Genomic DNA, 20,075 nt, shown 5'->3' on the forward strand with positions numbered 1-20,075 from the left:
GCACTGACCGTTCTCGAGCCGTCAGACCGCCCGAATTACGTGTTTGATTTCCTGAAATGCCTGCAAGCCCCACGGCCCCAACTCGCGGCCGATGCTGCTCTGTTTGTAGCCACCCCAGGCGGTCTGCGGGAAGATCACTTGCGGCGCGTTGATCCACACAAGCCCCGCCTGCAGGGCGTTGGCGACCCGATCGGCAGCTTCAGCGTCGCGAGTGACCACGCTGGCCACCAGACCGAACTGGCTGTCGTTGGCCAGGGCAATCGCCTCGGCTTCGGAGGCAAAGCTGCGCACGCAAATCACTGGCCCAAAGATCTCTTCACACCACAGCGCACTGTCGAGGGGCACGTCGATGAAAATCGTCGGCTGCAAAAAATACCCGCGCGGCAGGTCTGCCGGACGATTGCCGCCGCACATCAGCTTGGCGCCGGCACTCAAACCGCGATCGATGTGCCCAAGCACACGCTGGTATTGCGCCTGATTGACCAGTGCGCCCATTTCCACGTTCGGATCGAACGGGTCGGCCACGCGAATGGCTTCGGCGCGGGCCTTCAACCGGATGAGGAACTCATCGGCCAGTTCATCAGCGACCAGCACACGGCTGGTAGCCGAACACATCTGCCCGGCGTTGAAGAAACCACCACCACAGGCCACTTCCACGGCCAGTTCAATGTCGGCGTCTTTAAGCACCAGCAGCGAGGATTTGCCGCCCAGTTCCAGGCTCACGCCTTTGACAGTTTCCGCCGCGCGTTGCATAACCTGCACGCCGATGGCGTTGCTGCCGGTGAAGGAAATCTTGGCCACGCGCGGGTCGGCCGACAACGGCGCGCCGACCGCCAGGCCGGTGCCGCAGACCAGGTTGAACACGCCCTTGGGCAGACCGGCCTCGGCGATGATCGCCGCCAGTTCCAGTTCTGGCAGCGGTGTCACTTCGGAAGGCTTGAGCACCACGCAGCAACCGGCGGCCAGAGCCGGCGCGAGTTTCCACGCGGTGGTGACCATCGGGAAGTTCCACGGCACGATCAGACCAACAACACCTGCGGGTTCGCGACGCAGACGAGCGCTGAAATCGTCGGTTGGCAGCTCGACATTGCTGTCCTGTTTGGCGTCCAGGCCTTCGGCCAGACCTGCGTAATAGTCGAATGTGGCGATCACGTCATCGACGTCGATGGCCGCTTCGAACAGCGGTTTGCCGTTGTTGCTCGATTGCAAGTGCATCAACTGTTCACGACCGGCCTGCACGCCCGCAGCGATTCTGCGCAGGATCGCGCCGCGCTCGGCGCCGGTGGTGTTCGACCATTGCTTGAAGGCGTTGGCCGCGGCAGTGACGGCTTGATCGACCGCCCGCTCATCGCCGCCATTCACGGTGGTCAACAGGGCTTCGGTCGCCGGGTTGATCACGCGCAAGTGTTCGTTGCCGGCCGACCATTGGCCGTTGATGTACAGACCATCAAGAGTGGTTGGAAAACTCATTTCGACACCGCCTTCATCCACTGGGTCTGATCGATTTCAATCAGGGTCGGGCCCTGGCGATCGGCGGCGGCACGCAGTGCGTTGCGCAGTTGCTCGACACCGTTGATGGCTTCGGCTGCACAGCCCAGCGCCTTGGCGACACCGATGAAGTCCGGGGTGTAGATGTCCACGCCCACCGGCTCGATGGCGCGGTTGACCATGTATTTCTTGATCTCTTCGTAGCCCTGGTTATTCCACAGCAGAACGATCACCGGGGTGCGCGCTTCAACGGCACTGGCCAGTTCCGGCAAGGTAAATTGCAGGCCGCCGTCGCCGATCAAACACACAACCGGAGGACGCACGCCACCTTCAACGCTGCCGCCGAGCCAAGCGCCGATCGCTGCCGGCAAGGCATAACCGAGGGTGCCGTAACCGGTGGACGAGTTGAACCAGCGACGCGGACGTTCCGGGTTGAACGTCAGGTTGCCGGTGTACACCGGTTGGGTCGAATCGCCGACGAACACGGCGTCCGGTAATTCGTGCAGAACGGTTTCAAGGAAGCGGGTCTGGGCCAGGGTCGGAGCGTCCCAGGTGGCGGCGAGTTCGTCGCGCAAGCGTGCGGCACGGACCTGGCCCCAATCGTTACGGCGCTCGGCCAGCGACTTGTGCGACAGCGCGCTCAACAAAGCTTGAGCAGCGTTGCGCGAGTCGGCCACCAACGCGACCTTCGGCGGGTAGTTGCGCACGGTCTGGTCAGGGTCGATGTCCACCCGCAGCAGCACGCCGGGAATCTCAAAACCGCCGGCGAAGGTGACGTCGTAATCGGTCTCGGCCAGCTCGGTGCCGATCGCCAATACCACGTCAGCCTCGGCCACCAGAGCGCGAGTGGCGACCAGGCTCTGGGTCGAGCCGATCAGCAGCGGATGGTTGGACTCGAGCATGCCTTTGGCATTGATGGTCAGGGCCACCGGGGCGTCCAGCAGTTCGGCCAGTTCAGTCAACTCGGCGGCGGCATCGATGGCACCGCCACCGGCGAGAATCAGTGGGCGCTTGGCACCGGCCAGCAGCGCGGTCATGCGGCTGATCGCACTCGGCGAGGCACCCGCGCGGTCGATGTTCACCGGGAGACTGCTGAGCAGGTCGTCGGCCTCTTCTACCAGCACGTCCAACGGAATTTCGATATGCACAGGGCGCGGACGACCGGCCTGGAACAGGGCAAAAGCACGGGCCAGTACGCCCGGCAACTCAGCCGCCGACATCAAGGTGTGGGAGAACGCCGCCACACCGCCGACCAATGCACTCTGGTTCGGCAGCTCGTGCAGCTTGCCGCGACCGCCGCCCAACTGGCTGCGCGATTGCACGCTGGAGATCACCAGCATCGGGATCGAGTCGGCGTAGGCCTGGCCCATGGCGGTGGTGATGTTGGTCATGCCAGGGCCGGTGATGATGAAGCACACACCCGGCTTGCCGCTGGTGCGAGCGTAACCGTCGGCCATGAAACCGGCGCCCTGTTCGTGACGCGGAGTGACGTGGTTGATGCTCGAACGGGCCAGCCCGCGGTACAGCTCCACGGTGTGAACCCCGGGAATGCCGAACACCTGCTCGACCCCGTAATCTTCGAGTAGCTTGACCAATACTTCGCCGCACGTCGCCATGTCTTTGCCCTTCTTGTTCGTTTGAGACGCCAGGCCTGCGCAGTGTTTATGATGCGTGGGCAGGTCCAGGGATGGCCTCATTGGAACGGGCGACACGTAGCCGCAACAATGGATAAAAAATCATACTAGCCATGTCCTCACGTCATACCTTGGATCCCAATGAAACGATTGCCTCCCCTGCCGGCGCTGCACACTTTTCTGATCACCGCGCAGTGCTGCAACTTCACCCGGGCTGCCGAACAGCTGTACATCACCCAAGGTGCGGTGAGCCGGCAGATCGCCGGGCTGGAAGAACATCTGGGTTATGAACTGTTCATTCGCCAGGCGCGCGGCCTCGACCTGACTGCCGAAGGACGGGAGTGGCTGCCACGGGTGCAGCAGATTTTCGGCTTGATCGACGAGGCGGTGGAGCAGATCGGCGAGAAGCGCGAAACCTTGCAACTCAAGGCCCCGACGTGTGTCATGCGCTGGCTGTTGCCGCGGCTGTTGCAGTGGCAAAGGGAGCGCCCGGACGTGCCGGTGGAATTGACCACCACGGTCAAACACGGCGTGGACTTTCATCGCGAGCAGTTCGATGCGGCCGTGGTGTATGGCGTGCCACCGGACACCTCACTGGCGGCCCATCGGCTGTTTGACGAACAACTGACGCCGGTCTGCTCCAAGCCGTTGCTCGAAGGTCCGGTGCCGCTGCTGACGCCGGAGGATCTGGAACAGCACATGTTGCTGCACCCGACCCGGGATGAACGGGACTGGAAGGCCTGGCTGGCAACGGCTGATATTCGCCTGAGCAATGTCGGCAAGGGTCAGCATTTCGAAACGCTGGATCTGGCGATGTCGATGGCGTCCCAAGGGACGGGGGTGGCGATTGGGGACTGGTCGTTGATTGGCGATGATTTGAGTGCCGGGCGGCTGGTCATGCCGTTTGACTTGAAGGTGAAGACCGGGTTGGCGTATTACCTGGTTTTCCCCGAGAAACCGGGGCCTTCGCCGAAGTTGAGGGAATTGATGGGGTGGTTGGTGGAGCAAGCCCAGTCACGTTGAGCCGAAACCCTGTAGCCGCTGGCGAAGCCTGCGGCTACAGGTTTGCGGTGCAGACCAGAGCGTGGGAACGATCAGCTACGGTGGGTTACCACTTCATCTGGCCCTTGGCGACTTTGGCGCTCAGTTCCAGGGAGCTTTCTTCACCCAGTGTCGGGTAGCGTTTTTTCATCGCGGCGATCAGTTCGGCAGCGTCTTTTGCCTTGGCGGTTTCTTCGTCGAACACCTTGATGTAATCGGCGGTGAACTGCACAGCGGCCAGCGAACGGGCGCTCTCACCCAGGTAATGACCCGGCACGATGGTTTTCGGCTTCAAGGTTTCGATCGCATGCAGCGTCATCAGCCAATCGGCATGGGATTGCGGCGTCTGGGTATCGGCCATCCACACGTGAATGTTTTCTGCGACGACGACGCCACCGACCACAGCCTTGATCGACGGAATCCACACAAAGGTGCGATCCGGTTGCTTGCCCTCAAGACCCACCACCTGCAGTTTCTGCCCTTCGAGCATCAGGCTGTCGCCCTTGAGGACATCCGGCACGATGGTTTTGGCTGGTACGTCAGTGCCCATTTTCGGCCCCCAGAACGCCAGTTTGCCGTCGACGGTTTTTTTGATGTGATCCACGGTTGGCTGCGAGGCGAGCACTTTGGCTTGGGGGAATGCGGCGATCAGGGTGTCGAGGCCGAAGTAGTAATCCGGGTCGCCGTGGCTGATGTAGATGGTGGTCAGTTGCTTGCCGCTGGCGCGGATTTTTTCCACAACCTGTTCAGCCTGGGATTTACCAAATTGTGCATCCACCAAAATCGCGTCTTTCTCGCCGCTGACCAACACCGAGGTCACCGGGAAGATCGCCTTGTCGCCTGGATTGTAGACATCCAGGGTCAGGGTCGATGCCGCCGCATGAGCCGCGAAGCCAAGAGCGGCGCTGGTCAGTAAAACGCGCTTGAGAGTAGTGAAACCGATCATCTGTTGCTCCGTTGTCGATGGCCAGGGTTGGCCGATGGCTCTGTAGGAGCTGACGAGTGAAACGAGGCTGCGATCTTGTGACTTTGCTTTTTAAAGGCAAGATCAAAAGATCGCAGCCTCGTTTCACTCGTCAGCTCCTACAGGGGACAGAGCTTAGTTGCATGACTCAGTACAAAAAATGCGATGCTGGAACATAGTTTGTTTCTGAAAGCGGGCAAATGATGGATCGTCTACAAGCAATGCGGGTGTTCGTCACGGTGGTTGACCTCGGCAGCCAGTCGGCCGCCGCCGATCATCTGGACCTGTCACGGCCAGTGGTTTCGCGTTATCTGGCGGAGCTGGAGGATTGGGTCGGCGCACGCCTGATGCACCGCACCACGCGCAAGCTGAGCCTGACCGCCGCCGGCAGTGAAATACTGCCCCGTTGTCGGCAGATGCTCGACCTGTCCACGGACATGCAAGCCGCCGTCAGCGAACCGGACGATGCGCCGCGTGGCCTGCTGCGGATCAGCGTCAGTACTTCGTTCGGTCAGGCACAACTGGCGGATGCCATGGCCGCTTACGTCAAACGTTACCCCGGCGTCAGCATCGACCTGCAGATGCTCGACCGCACGGTGAACCTGGTGGATGAGCGCATCGATCTGGCGATTCGCACCAGCAACGACCTGGACCCGAACCTGATCGCGCGGCGGCTGACGGTCTGCCGCTCGGTGATCTGCGCCTCCCCCGCTTATCTGCTCGAGCACCCGACGCCACGGCGGGTCGAGGACCTGAGCCAGCACAATTGCCTGACCCACACCTATTTCGGCAAAAGCCTCTGGCATTTCGAGGAGGACGGCGAGCCGGTGTCAGTGCCGGTGCAGGGCAACATCAGCGCCAACGAAGCCAGCACGCTGTTGCGAGCGACGATGGCCGGCGCCGGAGTGGCGATGCTCCCCAGTTATCAGGCCGGCGTGCATATCCACAGCGGCGAACTGATCCGCCTGCTGTCCCACGCTGAACCTCGGCAAATGAATGTTTACGCGGTGTATGCCTCACGCAAACACATGCCGGCGACGCTGCGCAGCATGCTGGATTTTCTGGTGCTCAGATTTCCGGAAGAACCGGCGTGGGACGCAAACTTGTAGGAGCTGGCGAAGCCTGCGATCTTTTGAACTTGATCTTTTCAGAGCCACAGAAGATTAAAAACAAGATCAAAAGATCGCAGGCTTCGCCAGCCTACACAACTCACCACCTCTGACCTATGCTGAAAGGAGTACCGAAGGGTATTCGTTCAGAGGTCAACGCCATGAACATCAAAACAAGAAGATACCTCGCCATTTTTATCACCTGCGCGGCCACACTCGCGCTGTATGGCACAGCGGCCTGGCGCGTCGAGGAGTTGCGGCAAATGCCCCGTGAATACGCGAGCTGCAACTTCGAGCGCTGCATTCCCCACAACGCGACCCTTAACGCCCTCAAGTAACGAAGGGGATCAGGCCTCGTTGTCCTGATCGGCCTTCAAACGGTCGCGAAATGCTTTGGGCGAGATCCCCACTCGTCGACGGAACAGGCGCGTGAAGTTGGTCGGATCAGAGAACCCCAGCACGTCGGACATCTCATAAATGGTCATGCTGGTATAGGTCAGCAAACGCTTGGCCTCCAGCAACTGACGCTCATGCATGATCTGCAACGCCGGTTGTCCCGCCAGCTCACGGCAGGTGCCATTGAGGTGGGACACGGAAATCCCCAACCGATGGGCCAGGTCCTCGACCTTGACGTGTTGGCGGTAGGTCTCTTCCACCAACTGGATAAAACCGTTGAGGTATTCCCGGGCACGCTGCGGACGCTGGCTGGCGTTGCGGCGGGAAATCACCTGGCGGCTGACCCACACCATGATCACGCTGACCAGCGAATGCATTAGCATTTCGCGTGCCGGTTGGTGGCCGGTGTATTCGCCTTGCAGCGCTGAAAACAGGCTGTTGAGGTATTCGCCTTCCTTGCCCGCCGGATAACTTTCGGCCTGCGCCAGGGCGTTCACAGCATTGCCCAGTTGCACCTGAAGATGGGCGACCAGCGGCGCCGCCAGGGTCACCACAAACCCTTCGACATCCTCGGAAAACCGATAGCCATGCACCGATAACGGCGGCAAAACCAGAATCGCCGGCTCGGTCAATTGCGTACGTTTACCTTCGATTTCAAGCTCTGCCTGACCTTTGAATACGAAGAGCAACTGGCACAAATCGGCGTGGCGGTGGGGTTTGATTTCCCATTGATGTTCGCGGCTGCGCTTGGAAATTGTTTCACAGTGCAGCAAGTCCGGGGTCGGCCAATCCAGGCTTTCACCGTAGAGCTTGAACACAGGAATCGAAGGTAGCTCAGGCTTGTTCATCACTTCAATCCAGGCCTCGAGGGGTAGCGGGCGATAATCGCACCGATTGGCAGAATGTACAGGTATCGGCTCAGTTTTCCCCTTCAATTGACAGACTCGCGGGGGAAAAATGCAAGCACTCGATCCATAAAAATAATTCACCGGCCATGGTCGCGTGGCGCTTGCGAGTCTTGAAAACAATGAAAACGCTGAAAACTCAAATCGCCATCATTGGCGCTGGCCCCTCCGGTTTACTGCTCGGCCAATTGCTCCATAACGCCGGCATCGACACCCTCATTCTTGAACGCCAGACCCCGGACTATGTGCTCGGACGAATCCGTGCCGGCGTCCTCGAACAAGGCATGGCAGAGCTGTTGCGCCAGGCCGGAGTGGGTCAGCGCATGGACGCCGAAGGGCTGGTCCACACCGGCTTCGAACTGGCCCTCGACGGGCGCCGGGTACACATCGATTTGCACGCCCTGACCGGCGGCAAAACGGTAATGATCTACGGCCAGACCGAGGTCACCCGCGACCTCATGGCCGCTCGTCGGGAGGCCGGTGCGCAGACGATTTACGAAGCAGGCAACGTCGTTGCTCACGGGATGAAAACCGAAGCGCCGTTCGTGACGTTTGAAAAAGACGGCGAGCTGTATCGACTCGATTGTGACTACATCGCCGGGTGCGACGGTTTTCATGGCGTGACGCGGCAGTCGATTCCCGCCGAGTGCCTGAAAGTCTTTGAGCGGATCTACCCGTTTGGCTGGCTCGGCATCCTCGCTGACACGCCGCCCGTTCACGAAGAACTGGTCTACGCCCGCCACGCGCGCGGTTTTGCCCTGTGCAGCATGCGATCGGCGACCCGCACCCGGTACTACCTTCAGGTGCCTGCCTTTGATCAAGTCGAGGACTGGTCCGATCAACGCTTCTGGGATGAACTCAAGTCCCGCTTGCCTGAAGCCTTGGCCGACAACCTGATAACGGGGCCGTCTATCGAAAAAAGCATCGCCCCGTTACGCAGTTTTGTCGTAGAACCGATGCAGTACGGGCGGATGTTTTTGGTCGGTGACGCCGCGCACATTGTCCCGCCCACTGGCGCCAAGGGCCTGAACCTGGCGGCGAGCGACGTCAGTACGCTGTTCACTATTCTGCTGAAGGTTTACCGAGAGGGTCGGTTGGATTTGCTGGAGAAATACTCCGAGGTCTGTTTGCGCCGGGTGTGGAAAGCCGAACGGTTTTCCTGGTGGATGACCTCGATGCTGCACCGCTTCGATGATCACGACGCCTTCAGTCAGCGCATCGCCGAGTCAGAACTTGCTTACTTCGTCGACTCCGAGGTCGGCAGAAAAACCATTGCAGAAAATTACGTCGGCCTTCCTTACGAGGCTATCGAATAGCCTGCTACCGACTTACACTGGCGAGCATCCCCGCTCGCCTTGCGCTTGCGGGTCAATCACTGCCCGCAGGTTTTAACCCGTGACCAATCTCAACCAGCCTGAAGCGACCAAACCGGCCATTCGCAGCGTGTTGATCGCCCTGATGCTGGCGATCTTTCTGGGCGCGCTGGACCAGACCATCGTCGCCGTGTCGATGCCGGCCATCTCCGCACAATTCAAGGACGTCAACCTGCTGGCCTGGGTGATTTCCGGCTACATGGTGGCGATGACGGTGGCCGTGCCGATCTACGGCAAATTGGGCGATCTGTACGGTCGTCGCACGTTGATGCTGTTCGGCATGGGGTTGTTCACGATTGCATCGTTTTTCTGCGGCATGGCCCAGAGCATGGAGCAACTGGTGCTGGCGCGAATTGTTCAAGGCATTGGCGCTGGCGGGATGATTTCGGTCAGCCAGGCGATCATCGGTGACATCGTCCCGCCCCGGGAGCGTGGCCGCTATCAAGGCTATTTCAGCAGCATGTACGCCGTGGCCAGTGTGGCCGGCCCGGTGCTCGGAGGCTACATGACCGAGTACTTGTCGTGGCGCTGGGTGTTTTTGATCAATCTTCCGTTGGGCCTCGGTGCCTGGCTGGTGGCCAATCGAACGTTGGTGGGTTTGCCTGTGCCTCAACGCAAACCGATCATTGATTACCTCGGTACAGTGCTGATGATCATCGGTTTGACCGCCTTGCTGCTGGGCATCACTCAGGTCGGTCAGGGCCATTCGTGGCGCAGTGCCGAAGTGCTGGGCTTGCTCGGTTGCGCAGTGTTAGTGCTGGCGCTGTTTGTCTGGCATGAACGCCGGGCGCGGGAGCCATTGTTGCCGATGCATTTGTTCGCCAACCGCAATGCGATCCTGTGCTGGTGCACGATTTTCTTTACCAGTTTCCAGGCGATCTCGCTGATTGTGCTGATGCCGCTGCGCTTTCAGAGCGTTACCGGCGCCGGGGCCGATAGCGCCGCGTTACACCTGTTGCCGCTGGCGATAGGTTTGCCGATCGGCGCCTATTTCGCCGGCCGCCGGACCTCAGTGACCGGGCGCTACAAACCGATGATCCTGACCGGCGCCCTGCTCATGCCGATCTCGATTCTCGGTATGGCGTTCAGTCCTCCCCAGGCATTTGTGCTCAGTAGTCTGTTTATGTTGCTCAGCGGGATCGCCAGCGGCATGCAATTCCCGACTTCATTGGTCGGGACGCAGAACTCGGTGGAACAGCGCGATATCGGCGTCGCCACCAGCACCACCAACCTGTTCCGCTCCCTGGGCGGCGCGGTGGGTGTGGCGTTGATGTCAGCACTGCTGCTGGCGTTGTTGCAGGACTCAAGTTTCGCCCACCTGGCGGGCTCGTCGATGATTGCCGAGGGCAGCTCGGGGAATGTGCTGCTCGACGGCTTAAACGCCGCGCCGGGGGATGCGCAAAACGCCTTGCGCGCCGAACTGCTGCTGACCTTCCGGCATTTGTTGATGGTCAGCGCGGCGGTGTCGCTGCTGGGGCTGGCGGCAGCGATCGCCATGCCAAACAGGGTGTTGCGTGGGCGCGAGGATAAGGTCCGGTAGATAGACCGAAGCGCCTGCATTCGCGAGCAGGCTCGCTCCCACATTGGATCTGTGTCGTACACAAATGCTGTGATCACTGGAGATCTACTGTGGGAGCGAGCCTGCTCGCGAATGCGGCCTGTCAGGCACCACCATTCAAGGGCTGTAATACCCGACAGCCACCAGAAAATGCCCGACCTTTTTCAGGTAGGCATGCTTGTCCTCGACCTTGCCGGTCACCGGGTTTTTCCAGCGGTAGGCGTATTCGCCGTAGTCCTGCTTGCCAATCAACGCCAGGATTGGCTCGCCCACCGGTTTGCCTTCAGGGTCCTTGATCTTGCTGAAATCGGTATTGATCAACCTCAAGTTGGTGCCGTGGGCGACGTAACGCTGGGTATTCAGGTCGACGACAAAGACGTACAGGTCATCCTGCAAGTAACCGCCCTTGAGAGAGTTGATGGCCGTGAGTGTGCCCTTCTCATCCTTGGCCAGATCAGTCGCCGCTTTGTTCAGCAAGGCCATCGCCTGTTCCGCTGACGCCCGTGGCAAGTAGTAACCCACCGCGAGGATCCGCTGACCGATGCGCTGGTAGAACACATGCTTGCGTTCGACCTTGCCGTCGGACCAGTTCTGCCAGCGATATTCAGCCTGCTGAATGCTATTGCCCTCCGGCACGTTCAAGGCGGCTTTGAAGGTTTTCTGCAAATCCGGCCCGAGCACATCGGACACATCACGGCCAATCAACGCCGAAGACGGGCCACCGCTGGCGAGCATCACGCCCTTGGTGTCGACCACGAACACGTAACGATCCTTGTCGACAAATTCACCTTGGCGACTGAAGGCAGCGAAGGCCTTGTCGCCATTGTCGTGGTAGTAGGCCAAGGCTTTTTCCAGCAAGGCTTTTGCTGCCTGGCTATCGTCCTTTTCCGTGCCGGCGGCTTGAGCCTGGCCCAGGCACAGCAAAAGCATCACGCCGAGCAAGGCCAACCTATGCAAAAACCCCATTGCGCATCCCTCGTTCTTGTTGGTGTTTCAAGAGCGTAGACGGCAATGGGGCATGTATGGATATTCAGCGAATCGCAGTGTGTAAGGAAATCATTCCCGATGAATCCGGGAATGATTCATGGCTCAAGGCCGGGCGCGGAGCTGCTGCTGCAGATTCTGGATCTGCGCTTGAAGGGTGTTGATGTTGCGGGTGACCTGGCCACGGAAGGCGTCGAACTCAGCGGTGTTGGTCGCCCCTTGAGCAGGTGTCGGACGGTTGTCTTGCTCACTTTTGAGGACAATGACTTCCTGCTCCAGACGCTCGATGGCGGCGCTCGGGTTGCCTTGCTTCTTCAGTGCGACGATGTCGGATCCGAGGCTTTTCAGCTGTGCGTCGAATTTGTCTGTGTCCGCCGGGGCACTTTTCAGCACGGCTACGTCGCTGATCAAGACTTTGACCTGAGCCTGCAATTGAATGGTGGCAGTCTGTTGCTCAGTGGTCTGAGCGGTCATCTGCGCCAAGTGTTTGTCCAGCTCGGTGGTCTGCGCGGTCATCTGCGCCAGACGCTTGTCCAGATCGGTGGTCTGGCCGAGAACGCCTTGCTGCTGTTTGCTCTGATCCTGGAGTTTGCTTTCCAGCTGCTTGATTTGCAGCTTCAAGGCTTCGCTGTCGCTGCTGACGTTGGTCTGGCTGGCTACAACCTTGCCGGAAATGTCCTGCAAGCGCCCCGCCGCATCCTCACTGATACGCGCGAAACTTTCCTGGGTCGCCACCAATTGCTGTTCCATCAGCGAGAGCTGCTGAAAGCTCCACCAGGCAAGACCTGCAAACGCAAAGAACAAGGCACCCACCAATGCCCACAGCGGGCCGGTGCTCGCGCTTTTGACTTTGACGACTGGCGCGGTCCGCGAATGTACGGAGGTACGAGCGGTGGTCGGAAAATCATCGTCGTCGAGGCTTTTGGCACGCAGGCTCGGTACATCGTCGAAGTCGTCGTTGGCATCGTTACGCATGGACATTGAGTCAACCTTTGTGGAACGCGGTGATGGCTTGATGCGGCGCAGTATAACCCCCACTGCCGCATCGATTGACCCTGAACCCCGAACTCGGTTCAGTGTTGCCGCTCGTAACCCTGAGTCAGTGAATGTCCTGGGCCTTCCACCAGCCACAGAATTCATCGAGGGCGGTCCAGAGACTGACTTTGGGATCGTAGTCCAGATAATGCCGGGCGCGGCTGATGTCCAGGGTGAAATTTTTGTTCATGACCTGCATGCCCAGTCGCGACAGGGTCGGTTCGGGACGACCGGGCCACACCTTGCACACCCCCTCGTTGAGCGCCGCCACGGTGTAGGCCAAACCGTAGGAACGGTAGCGGGTGACCTGTGGGACTTCCATCTTGCGCATCACGTAATTGACCACGTCCCACAGCGGCACCGGCGTGCCGTTGCTTATGTTGTAGGCCTTGCCCAAGGCCGAACCGCTGGCCAGCAAACTGCTGAGCAACGCTTCATTGAGGTTTTGCACGCTGGTGAAATCGACCTTGTTCAGGCCGTTACCGATGATGGCGAGCCGTCCCTTGCGTTGCATGTTCAGCAATCTCGGGAAGATGCTCATGTCGCCGGCCCCCGTGACGAAACGCGGGCGCAGGGCCAGGGTTTCAAGACCGAATTCCTGCGCGCCGAAAACCTTCTGTTCGGCCAGGTATTTGGTCGCGGCGTAGGGATGTTTGAAGCGCTTGGGCACCTGTTCTTCGGTCAGCCCCAGATGATCGCGGCCATCAAAGTAGATCGACGGCGACGACAAGTGCACCAGTCGTCGAACCCGCTGTTTCAGGCAGGCCTCGACCACGTTTTCCGTGACCTGCACGTTGCCTTGATGAAAGTCCTGATAACGCCCCCACAAGCCGACCGCGCCGGCGCAATGCACCACGGCTTCGACGTCTGAGCACAGGTCGCGCGCCAGTTCCGGCTCGCTCAAGTCGCCCTGGATGAACTCGGCGCCACGGCGCACCAGATGCTCCACGCTTTCCGCCCGGCGACCGTTGACCCGCACGTCCAGGCCCTGCTCCAGGGCGAAACGCGCAAAGCGCCCGCCGATGAAACCGCTTGCGCCGGTGACCAGAATCTTCATGAATTGCTCCGAATATTTCGTTTTTTGCGTATTGCGTGAGGTCTTGACGCTGCCTATCAGTCCAACGGCACCAGCCATTGCTTTGACGAGCGCACCAACTGATCGGTCAGTAACCCCAGCAACTGACCGCCATTGCGCCAATGATGCCAGTACAGCGGCACATCGATCGGCCTATCTGGCAAAAGCTCCACCAGTACACCGCGCTCCAGTTGCTCGCGCACCTGCAGTTCAGGCACCAGGCCCCAACCGAGTCCCGCTTCTGTGAGGCGGATGAAGCCTTCGGACGAGGGGCATAGATGGTGTTCGAATCCGCCATCGACGCCGAGGGAGGCGAGGTAGCGATGCTGTAGGAAATCGTCAGGGCCAAAGACCAGCGCTGGCGTTTTCGACAACAGATCGGCACGCACACCTTCAGGAAAATGCCGGGCAATGAACGTCGGACTGGCCAACGCACGGTAGCGCATGGCCCCCAGCAAAACGCTGCGCGCTCCGGCCACCGGTCGCTCACTGGCGCAGACACACGCCGCGACTTCACCGGCGCGCATGCGTTTGAGGCCGACGGTCTGGTCTTCGACCACCAGATCGAGCAGCAGATGCTGCTGCGCACAAAAATCCCCAACCGCCACGGCCCACCACGTGGCGAGGCTGTCGGCATTCAAAGCGATGCGCAGGCGTTCCGGCAGGCCTTCTTCGTCGAGAGCCGGCACCAGGGTTTGCAAGTCCCGTTCAAGCAAACGCACCTGCTGCACATGGTTGAGCAGTCGTCGACCGATTTCGGTGGGCGCTGGCGGTGTAACCCGCACCAGCACCGGTTGACCGACCCGCGCCTCGAGCAATTTGATGCGTTGAGAGATCGCCGATTGGGATAAACCCAACACCTGCGCAGCACGTTCGAAACCGGCCTGCTCGACCACCGCAGCCAGAGCAGAAAGCAATTTATAGTCGAACATCAGTTTTCCTAATGAGCGATCAGCATGATTGGTTTTTCTTATACAGCTTTGCACCGGAGAATGGCCAGCAAGAACTCTTGAACAAGGATCATCGATATGGCTGGCGAAACTTCATTGGCAACCCTGCTGCGCAGCATGAGCCCGCAACTCAACGTCGGCGAATACGTGTTCTGCACCCTGCGCGACGGCAAGTTGCCCGCGGGCCTTGAGATCGTCGGCAGTTTCCGCGAGCAGGAAGGTCTGACAGTGATTCTGGAACGTTCCCACGCCGAGAAGGCCGGTTTCAGTTTCGATTACATCGCGGCCTGGATCACCTTGAACGTGCACTCGGCCCTCGAAGCCGTCGGCCTGACCGCCGCGTTCGCCACGGCATTAGGCCAGGCCGGCATCAGTTGCAACGTGATTGCCGGCTATTACCACGACCATTTATTCGTCGGCCAGGCCGATGCCGAACGCGCCCTGCACGTGCTGCGGGATCTGGCGGCCAACGCGGAGTAAACATCTTATGTGGCAAAGCTATGTGAACGGCCTGCTGGTGGCCGCGGGGCTGATCATGGCGATCGGTACTCAGAATGCGTTTGTGTTGGCTCAGAGCCTCAGGCGCGAACATCACCTGCCAGTGGCGGCGCTGTGCGTCACCTGCGATGCACTGCTGGTGGCCGCCGGGGTATTCGGCCTGGCGACGGTGCTGGCGCAAAACCCGACGTTGCTGGCGGTCGCCCGTTGGGGTGGCGCGGCGTTTCTGATTTGGTATGGCAGCCTGGCGTTGCGTCGGGCCTGCTCGAAACAGAGCCTGCAACAAGGTGAAAACCAGACTGTGCGCTCGTTGCGCGCGGTGATGCTCAGCGCGCTGGCCGTGACGTTCCTCAACCCGCACGTTTATTTGGATACCGTGTTGCTGATCGGCTCCCTCGGCGCGCAACAAACAGAGCCCGGCGCTTATGTGGTGGGCGCCGCGAGTGCGTCGTTGTTGTGGTTTTTCACCTTGGCATTAGGCGCCGCATGGTTGGCGCCATGGCTGGCCCGGCCAAGCACCTGGCGGATTCTCGATCTGTTGGTAGCGGTGATGATGTTTGCGGTGGCCTTTCAATTAATCGTCGCCCCCTGAATATTCCAAAAGGCTCTGGAACCTCTATCCCACACAGTTGTTGCGTGGTTATGCCGCACCCCCGGTGCTATGATCCGAACCCGGCGCCGCAAAGAGTACAAACTCCACGGCGCTTGTCTGGCCGCCCGTGATCGGCCTTGCGCTCACCGCAACTGACCTGATTAGGAGAATCATCATGGCTTTCGAATTGCCGCCGCTGCCTTACGCACACGATGCCCTGCAGCCGCACATTTCCAAGGAAACTCTGGAATTTCACCACGACAAGCACCACAACACCTACGTCGTGAACCTGAACAACCTGGTGCCAGGCACCGAGTTCGAAGGCAAGACCCTGGAAGAAATCGTCAAGTCTTCCTCGGGCGGCATCTTCAACAACGCCGCTCAGGTCTGGAACCACACTTTCTACTGGAACTGCCTGGCGCCAAACGCCGGCGGTCAACCAACCGGCGCACTTGGCGACGCGATCAACGCAGCCTTCGGTTCGTTCGACAAGTTCAAGGAAGAATTCAGCAAGACTTCCATCGGCACCTTCGGTTCCGGTTGGGGCTGGCTGGTGAAAAAGGCTGACGGTTCCCTGGCCCTGGCCAGCACCATCGGCGCCGGCAACCCGCTGACCAGCGGCGACACCCCGCTGCTGACCTGCGACGTCTGGGAACACGCTTACTACATCGACTACCGCAACCTTCGTCCAAAATACGTCGAAGCGTTCTGGAACCTGGTCAACTGGAAATTCGTGGCTGAGCAGTTCGAAGGTAAAACCTTCACCGCTTAAGATCGACGCCAGTCAAAAAAACCCGGCTTTTGCCGGGTTTTTTTTGGGCGCTGGAAATGTGTTGCCTGTCAGGCCGTCTTCATCGGAACGCCTATTGCTGCGGGTCGACGATATCCAACGCCCGATTCACGGCCAAGTCCGCCAACATGACGATCTGCGCGATGGCCAGCGCCGTACTGCGCTGGGAGCCGGTCAGGTAGGTGGCGAGATCACTAGCCATGACACTCGCCGAGGCCAATGACTCACAGGCGTGGGCCAGGAGGGATTCGGTATCCATGTCCGGGGAAATCATGTACATGGGGCTCGGGCTGTAGGGTGGGTCTGGTATTAATTTATCCATAAAAAATTCCTCACGCGTTGAGGGCCACCAATTACCGTTCTCACGCGGTGGAGAGGTGGCAGCTATGTGCGGGGTGAGAAACCGGTTATGGACACCCGGACCAGACAAAAGTCTGCCCGCACACAGCCGCCATAACGCATTTACGACAGGATAAGCTGGCGGCAATTATGCGTGTACGGGCTCTGTATGACCATAAGTTGCCGGGTTCTCACACCCGATCGCTGAGTTTTCAGCGACAGCCAAAAGGTTATTGACCCCGCTTCCGACAGGCAACCTGAAAACTGCGTGGGAAAGGTCTGGCGTTTTTACAGTTCAATAAACACAAAAGCGGAACCTGTGGGAGCGAGCTTGCTCACGATAGCGGTTTGTCAGTCACAAAGATGTTGAATGTGCTGCCGTCATCGCGAGCAAGCTCGCTCCCACAGGGGATGGATGTTTGGCAGAAAGAGATTGGTCGGCTGTCAGCGCTTCTCACCACTCAACAGGCCGAGCGTTAGCTCGCCTGCAGCTCTTGATCTTGATCCACCCGCCCCTTCGGGAGGCTGAGTGGAGGTGTTCATCTGGGGGCAGGCGCGCAGCGCCGTTCGACGCAGTCGAACACATCGAGAGGAGGTTGAAGCGAAGCCAACCGGAGGCGATGCCCCCAGATGAATACCGGAACGAAGGAACGCCGAGCCTAGGCGAGGGGCCGGACGCTCGGGGCGAGACCTTTGCTTCCTTTGGGGCGTTTGCCAAAGGGAGTTGCCGTAAGGGCGAAACCATTAGCGGCCGTTACCGCAGAAATGGATATGTACACAGGGTGCATCCGCAGAAACCAGGGCAATTTCCCACGATGAAACCAGCGTTAAGCCCCTTGCCCCAACGCCACAGCCGTCTAACATCAACCAAACGGAAAATATGTCCACATCCCCCTCAAGTTGAAGGACTCAACAACCGACACAGTACAAATAGCGCAAATACCCCAAACGACAGTATTTCGGCCAAGCTACAGGCAAAACCCGATGTGATTGATTGTCCCTTTGACTGACATCACCGGATTGCCAATACTCATGGCAACTTGACGCTACCCGCACGGAACAAGGAATGACTCTTTGAAGCTGGAACTCAAGAACAGCTTGTCGGTGAAGTTGCTCCGGGTCGTGCTCCTGTCGGCATTGATCGTCGGCGTGGTCTTGAGCTGCGCGCAGATCGTTTTCGATGCCTATAAAACACGCCAGGCCGTGGCCAGCGATGCCCAACGCATCCTCGACATGTTCCGCGACCCCTCGACCCAGGCCGTCTACAGCCTGGACCGCGAGATGGGCATGCAGGTGATCGAAGGCCTGTTTCAGGACGACGCTGTGCGCAAGGCCTCCATTGGCCATCCCAACGAGGCCATGCTCGCGCAAAAGTCTCGCGAGTTGCAGCATTCCGGCAGTCGCTGGCTGACCGACCTGATTCTCGGCAATGAACGCGCCTTCACCACCCAATTGGTGGGTCGCGGCCCTTACAGCGAGTATTACGGCGACCTGAGCATTACCCTCGACACCGCCACCTACGGCCAGGGTTTCATCGTCAATTCGGTGATCATCTTCATCTCTGGCGTGTTGCGCGCCCTGGCCATGGGGCTGGTGCTGTACCTGGTCTATCACTGGCTGCTGACCAAACCGCTGTCGCGAATCATCGAGCACCTCACGGAAATCAATCCGGATCGCCCCAGCGAACACAAAATCCCGCTGCTCAAGGGGCATGAAAAGAACGAACTGGGGATCTGGATCAACACCGCCAACCAGTTGCTCGAGTCCATCGAGCGCAACACCCATTTGCGCCACGAAGCGGAAAACAGCCTGCTTCGCATGGCCCAGTACGACTTCCTCACCGGTCTGCCGAACCGCCAGCAATTGCAGCAGCAACTGGACAAAATCCTGGTAGACGCCGGCAGGTTGCAACGTCGGGTCGCGGTATTGGTGGTCGGCCTGGACGACTTCAAGGGCATCAACGAACAATTCAGCTACCAGACCGGCGACCAACTGCTGCTGGCCCTCGCCGATCGCCTGCGAGCTCACAGCGGACGCCTCGGCGCCCTCGCCCGCCTTGGCGGCGACCAGTTCGCCCTGGTTCAGGCCGATATCGAACAACCCTACGAAGCAGCCGAACTGGCCCAAAGCATTCTCGATGACCTGGAAGCGGCGTTCGCCCTCGATCATCAAGAGATTCGCCTGCGCGCCACCATCGGCATCACCCTGTTCCCCGAGGACGGTGACAGCACCGAGAAACTGCTGCAAAAAGCCGAGCAGACCATGACCCTGGCCAAGACTCGCTCGCGCAACCGTTATCAGTTCTATATCGCCAGCGTCGACACCGAGATGCGCCGCCGTCGCGAGCTGGAAAAAGACCTGCGCGACGCCTTGGCCCGTGACCAGTTCTACCTCGTCTACCAGCCGCAGATCAGCTATCGCGATCACCGGGTGGTGGGTGTCGAGGCGCTGATTCGCTGGCAGCATCCCGAGCACGGGCTGGTTCCGCCAGACTTGTTTATCCCCCTGGCCGAGCAGAACGGCACCATCATTGCCATCGGTGAATGGGTGCTGGATCAGGCGTGCAAGCAATTGCGCGACTGGCATGACCAGGGTTTCGTCGACCTGCGCATGGCGGTGAACCTGTCCACGGTGCAACTGCACCACGCCGAGTTGCCACGGGTGGTCAACAATCTGCTGCAGATGTACCGCCTGCCGCCCCGCAGCCTGGAGCTTGAAGTCACCGAAACCGGCCTGATGGAAGACATCAGCACGGCCGCCCAGCACCTGCTCAGCCTGCGCCGCTCCGGCGCGCTGATCGCGATCGACGATTTCGGCACCGGTTACTCGTCATTGAGCTATCTGAAAAGCCTGCCACTGGACAAGATCAAGATCGACAAGAGCTTCGTTCAGGACCTGCTCGATGACGACGACGATGCGACCATCGTTCGGGCCATCATCCAGTTGGGCAAGAGCCTGGGCATGCAGGTGATTGCCGAAGGCGTGGAAACCGCCGAGCAAGAGGCCTACATCATCTCCGAAGGCTGTCACGAAGGGCAGGGCTACTTCTACAGCAAGCCGCTGCCGGCGCGGGAATTGAGCGCGTATCTGAAACAGGCTCAGCGCAGTAACGCGGCTATTTTGTAAACATCACAAGATCGCAGCCTCGTTTCACTCGACAGCTCCTACATTGGACCTCGTGCCTCTGTAGGAGCTGTCGAGTGAAACGAGGCTGCGATCTTTTAATCCCGCCACGCATCTTCCCGTGAATAAGAAATATTTCCAGGTACAACCCTTTACACATAATGCGAAAGATTTGCATTATGTCGCAGCTTTGCGCGCTCGCCGCGCCATTCCACCCCCTC

At 59.6% G+C, this 20,075-nt stretch carries 18 protein-coding genes; 9 read left to right on the forward strand and 9 right to left on the reverse strand.

What is annotated here, in order from left to right; genetic code table 11:
* Positions 1–21: 21 nt before the first annotated feature.
* A complete protein-coding gene (locus ACYZTX_RS24410; protein WP_462036186.1) occupies positions 22–1,470 on the reverse strand; it encodes an aldehyde dehydrogenase family protein in 1,449 nt (482 codons plus the stop codon).
* The gene (locus tag ACYZTX_RS24415; RefSeq protein ID WP_462036187.1) at positions 1,467–3,104 is read right to left on the reverse strand and encodes a 5-guanidino-2-oxopentanoate decarboxylase; all 1,638 of its coding nucleotides are present in this window, start codon (positions 3,102–3,104) and stop codon (positions 1,467–1,469) included. Before ACYZTX_RS24415 ends, ACYZTX_RS24410 begins: the two co-directional genes overlap by 4 nt.
* 159 nt (positions 3,105–3,263) lie before the next feature.
* Between ACYZTX_RS24415 and ACYZTX_RS24420 the strand changes: the two genes are divergently transcribed.
* The gene (locus ACYZTX_RS24420; RefSeq protein ID WP_462036188.1) at positions 3,264–4,145 is read left to right on the forward strand and encodes a LysR substrate-binding domain-containing protein; all 882 of its coding nucleotides are present in this window, start codon (positions 3,264–3,266) and stop codon (positions 4,143–4,145) included.
* Between the two features lie 85 nt (positions 4,146–4,230).
* On the opposite strand, the gene ACYZTX_RS24425 is transcribed toward ACYZTX_RS24420, so the two are convergent.
* Complete coding sequence (locus ACYZTX_RS24425) at positions 4,231–5,109, reverse strand: MBL fold metallo-hydrolase (RefSeq protein ID WP_462036189.1); 879 nt, start codon at positions 5,107–5,109, stop codon at positions 4,231–4,233.
* A 221-nt stretch (positions 5,110–5,330) separates the two neighbouring features.
* Here ACYZTX_RS24425 and ACYZTX_RS24430 point away from each other — a divergent pair, with 221 nt between their 5' ends.
* Together ACYZTX_RS24430 and ACYZTX_RS24435 are read left to right on the forward strand one after the other, a co-directional pair.
* Positions 5,331–6,236, forward strand: coding sequence for a LysR family transcriptional regulator (locus ACYZTX_RS24430; protein ID WP_462036190.1), 906 nt, complete (start codon positions 5,331–5,333; stop codon positions 6,234–6,236).
* A 161-nt stretch (positions 6,237–6,397) separates the two neighbouring features.
* Complete coding sequence (locus tag ACYZTX_RS24435; RefSeq protein ID WP_462036191.1) at positions 6,398–6,574, forward strand: hypothetical protein; 177 nt, start codon at positions 6,398–6,400, stop codon at positions 6,572–6,574.
* Between the two features lie 9 nt (positions 6,575–6,583).
* Here the strand turns inward: ACYZTX_RS24435 and ACYZTX_RS24440 are convergent, their stop codons facing one another.
* A complete protein-coding gene (locus ACYZTX_RS24440) occupies positions 6,584–7,480 on the reverse strand; it encodes a helix-turn-helix domain-containing protein (protein ID WP_462036192.1) in 897 nt (298 codons plus the stop codon).
* Positions 7,481–7,659: 179 nt separating this feature from the next.
* On the opposite strand from ACYZTX_RS24440, the gene pobA reads away from it, so the two are divergent.
* Together pobA and ACYZTX_RS24450 are read left to right on the forward strand one after the other, a co-directional pair.
* A complete protein-coding gene (pobA, locus tag ACYZTX_RS24445) occupies positions 7,660–8,853 on the forward strand; it encodes a 4-hydroxybenzoate 3-monooxygenase (RefSeq protein WP_462036193.1) in 1,194 nt (397 codons plus the stop codon).
* 79 nt (positions 8,854–8,932) lie between these two features.
* Positions 8,933–10,450: an MDR family MFS transporter gene (locus ACYZTX_RS24450; RefSeq protein WP_462036194.1), complete on the forward strand. Its 1,518-nt coding sequence runs from the start codon at positions 8,933–8,935 to the stop codon at positions 10,448–10,450.
* A gap of 135 nt (positions 10,451–10,585) precedes the next feature.
* Here the strand turns inward: ACYZTX_RS24450 and ACYZTX_RS24455 are convergent, their stop codons facing one another.
* The 4 genes from ACYZTX_RS24455 to ACYZTX_RS24470 all read right to left on the reverse strand — a co-directional run bounded on the left by ACYZTX_RS24455 (position 10,586) and on the right by ACYZTX_RS24470 (position 14,494).
* Positions 10,586–11,434 (reverse strand): cache domain-containing protein, encoded by an 849-nt coding sequence (locus ACYZTX_RS24455; protein WP_462036195.1) that lies wholly within the window; start codon positions 11,432–11,434, stop codon positions 10,586–10,588.
* A 123-nt stretch (positions 11,435–11,557) separates the two neighbouring features.
* Positions 11,558–12,433 (reverse strand): ATPase, encoded by an 876-nt coding sequence (locus ACYZTX_RS24460; protein WP_462036196.1) that lies wholly within the window; start codon positions 12,431–12,433, stop codon positions 11,558–11,560.
* Between the two features lie 118 nt (positions 12,434–12,551).
* Positions 12,552–13,544: an NAD-dependent epimerase/dehydratase family protein gene (locus ACYZTX_RS24465; protein ID WP_462036197.1), complete on the reverse strand. Its 993-nt coding sequence runs from the start codon at positions 13,542–13,544 to the stop codon at positions 12,552–12,554.
* Between the two features lie 56 nt (positions 13,545–13,600).
* Positions 13,601–14,494, reverse strand: coding sequence for a LysR family transcriptional regulator ArgP (locus ACYZTX_RS24470; protein ID WP_462036198.1), 894 nt, complete (start codon positions 14,492–14,494; stop codon positions 13,601–13,603).
* Between the two features lie 96 nt (positions 14,495–14,590).
* On the opposite strand from ACYZTX_RS24470, the gene ACYZTX_RS24475 reads away from it, so the two are divergent.
* The 3 genes from ACYZTX_RS24475 to ACYZTX_RS24485 all read left to right on the forward strand — a co-directional run bounded on the left by ACYZTX_RS24475 (position 14,591) and on the right by ACYZTX_RS24485 (position 16,374).
* A complete protein-coding gene (locus ACYZTX_RS24475; protein ID WP_282375406.1) occupies positions 14,591–14,992 on the forward strand; it encodes an ACT domain-containing protein in 402 nt (133 codons plus the stop codon).
* Positions 14,993–14,999: 7 nt separating this feature from the next.
* Entirely contained in the window at positions 15,000–15,602 is a 603-nt protein-coding gene (locus tag ACYZTX_RS24480; protein ID WP_462036199.1) for a LysE/ArgO family amino acid transporter, read from the forward strand.
* A gap of 175 nt (positions 15,603–15,777) precedes the next feature.
* Positions 15,778–16,374, forward strand: coding sequence for a superoxide dismutase (locus ACYZTX_RS24485; RefSeq protein WP_462036200.1), 597 nt, complete (start codon positions 15,778–15,780; stop codon positions 16,372–16,374).
* 91 nt (positions 16,375–16,465) lie between these two features.
* Here ACYZTX_RS24485 and ACYZTX_RS24490 read toward each other — a convergent pair whose 3' ends face one another.
* The gene (locus ACYZTX_RS24490; RefSeq protein WP_462036201.1) at positions 16,466–16,714 is read right to left on the reverse strand and encodes a DUF6124 family protein; all 249 of its coding nucleotides are present in this window, start codon (positions 16,712–16,714) and stop codon (positions 16,466–16,468) included.
* A 1,091-nt stretch (positions 16,715–17,805) separates the two neighbouring features.
* Between ACYZTX_RS24490 and ACYZTX_RS24495 the strand changes: the two genes are divergently transcribed.
* Positions 17,806–19,857, forward strand: coding sequence for a putative bifunctional diguanylate cyclase/phosphodiesterase (locus ACYZTX_RS24495; protein ID WP_462036202.1), 2,052 nt, complete (start codon positions 17,806–17,808; stop codon positions 19,855–19,857).
* Positions 19,858–20,075 lie beyond the last annotated feature (218 nt).

Source organism: Pseudomonas sp. MDT1-17, assembly GCF_054898105.1.

What these genes read in the sequence shown, in the direction of transcription:
- ACYZTX_RS24410 (WP_462036186.1), bottom strand. Translation starts at nt 1,470, where the DNA reads ATGAGTTTTCCAACCACTCTTGATGGTCTGTACATCAACGGCCAATGG.
- ACYZTX_RS24415 (WP_462036187.1), bottom strand. Translation starts at nt 3,104, where the DNA reads ATGGCGACGTGCGGCGAAGTATTGGTCAAGCTACTCGAAGATTACGGG.
- ACYZTX_RS24420 (WP_462036188.1), top strand. Translation starts at nt 3,264, where the DNA reads ATGAAACGATTGCCTCCCCTGCCGGCGCTGCACACTTTTCTGATCACC.
- ACYZTX_RS24425 (WP_462036189.1), bottom strand. Translation starts at nt 5,109, where the DNA reads ATGATCGGTTTCACTACTCTCAAGCGCGTTTTACTGACCAGCGCCGCT.
- ACYZTX_RS24430 (WP_462036190.1), top strand. Translation starts at nt 5,331, where the DNA reads ATGGATCGTCTACAAGCAATGCGGGTGTTCGTCACGGTGGTTGACCTC.
- ACYZTX_RS24435 (WP_462036191.1), top strand. Translation starts at nt 6,398, where the DNA reads ATGAACATCAAAACAAGAAGATACCTCGCCATTTTTATCACCTGCGCG.
- ACYZTX_RS24440 (WP_462036192.1), bottom strand. Translation starts at nt 7,480, where the DNA reads ATGAACAAGCCTGAGCTACCTTCGATTCCTGTGTTCAAGCTCTACGGT.
- pobA (WP_462036193.1), top strand. Translation starts at nt 7,660, where the DNA reads ATGAAAACGCTGAAAACTCAAATCGCCATCATTGGCGCTGGCCCCTCC.
- ACYZTX_RS24455 (WP_462036195.1), bottom strand. Translation starts at nt 11,434, where the DNA reads ATGGGGTTTTTGCATAGGTTGGCCTTGCTCGGCGTGATGCTTTTGCTG.
- ACYZTX_RS24460 (WP_462036196.1), bottom strand. Translation starts at nt 12,433, where the DNA reads ATGTCCATGCGTAACGATGCCAACGACGACTTCGACGATGTACCGAGC.
- ACYZTX_RS24465 (WP_462036197.1), bottom strand. Translation starts at nt 13,544, where the DNA reads ATGAAGATTCTGGTCACCGGCGCAAGCGGTTTCATCGGCGGGCGCTTT.
- ACYZTX_RS24470 (WP_462036198.1), bottom strand. Translation starts at nt 14,494, where the DNA reads ATGTTCGACTATAAATTGCTTTCTGCTCTGGCTGCGGTGGTCGAGCAG.
- ACYZTX_RS24475 (WP_282375406.1), top strand. Translation starts at nt 14,591, where the DNA reads ATGGCTGGCGAAACTTCATTGGCAACCCTGCTGCGCAGCATGAGCCCG.
- ACYZTX_RS24480 (WP_462036199.1), top strand. Translation starts at nt 15,000, where the DNA reads ATGTGGCAAAGCTATGTGAACGGCCTGCTGGTGGCCGCGGGGCTGATC.
- ACYZTX_RS24485 (WP_462036200.1), top strand. Translation starts at nt 15,778, where the DNA reads ATGGCTTTCGAATTGCCGCCGCTGCCTTACGCACACGATGCCCTGCAG.
- ACYZTX_RS24490 (WP_462036201.1), bottom strand. Translation starts at nt 16,714, where the DNA reads ATGGATAAATTAATACCAGACCCACCCTACAGCCCGAGCCCCATGTAC.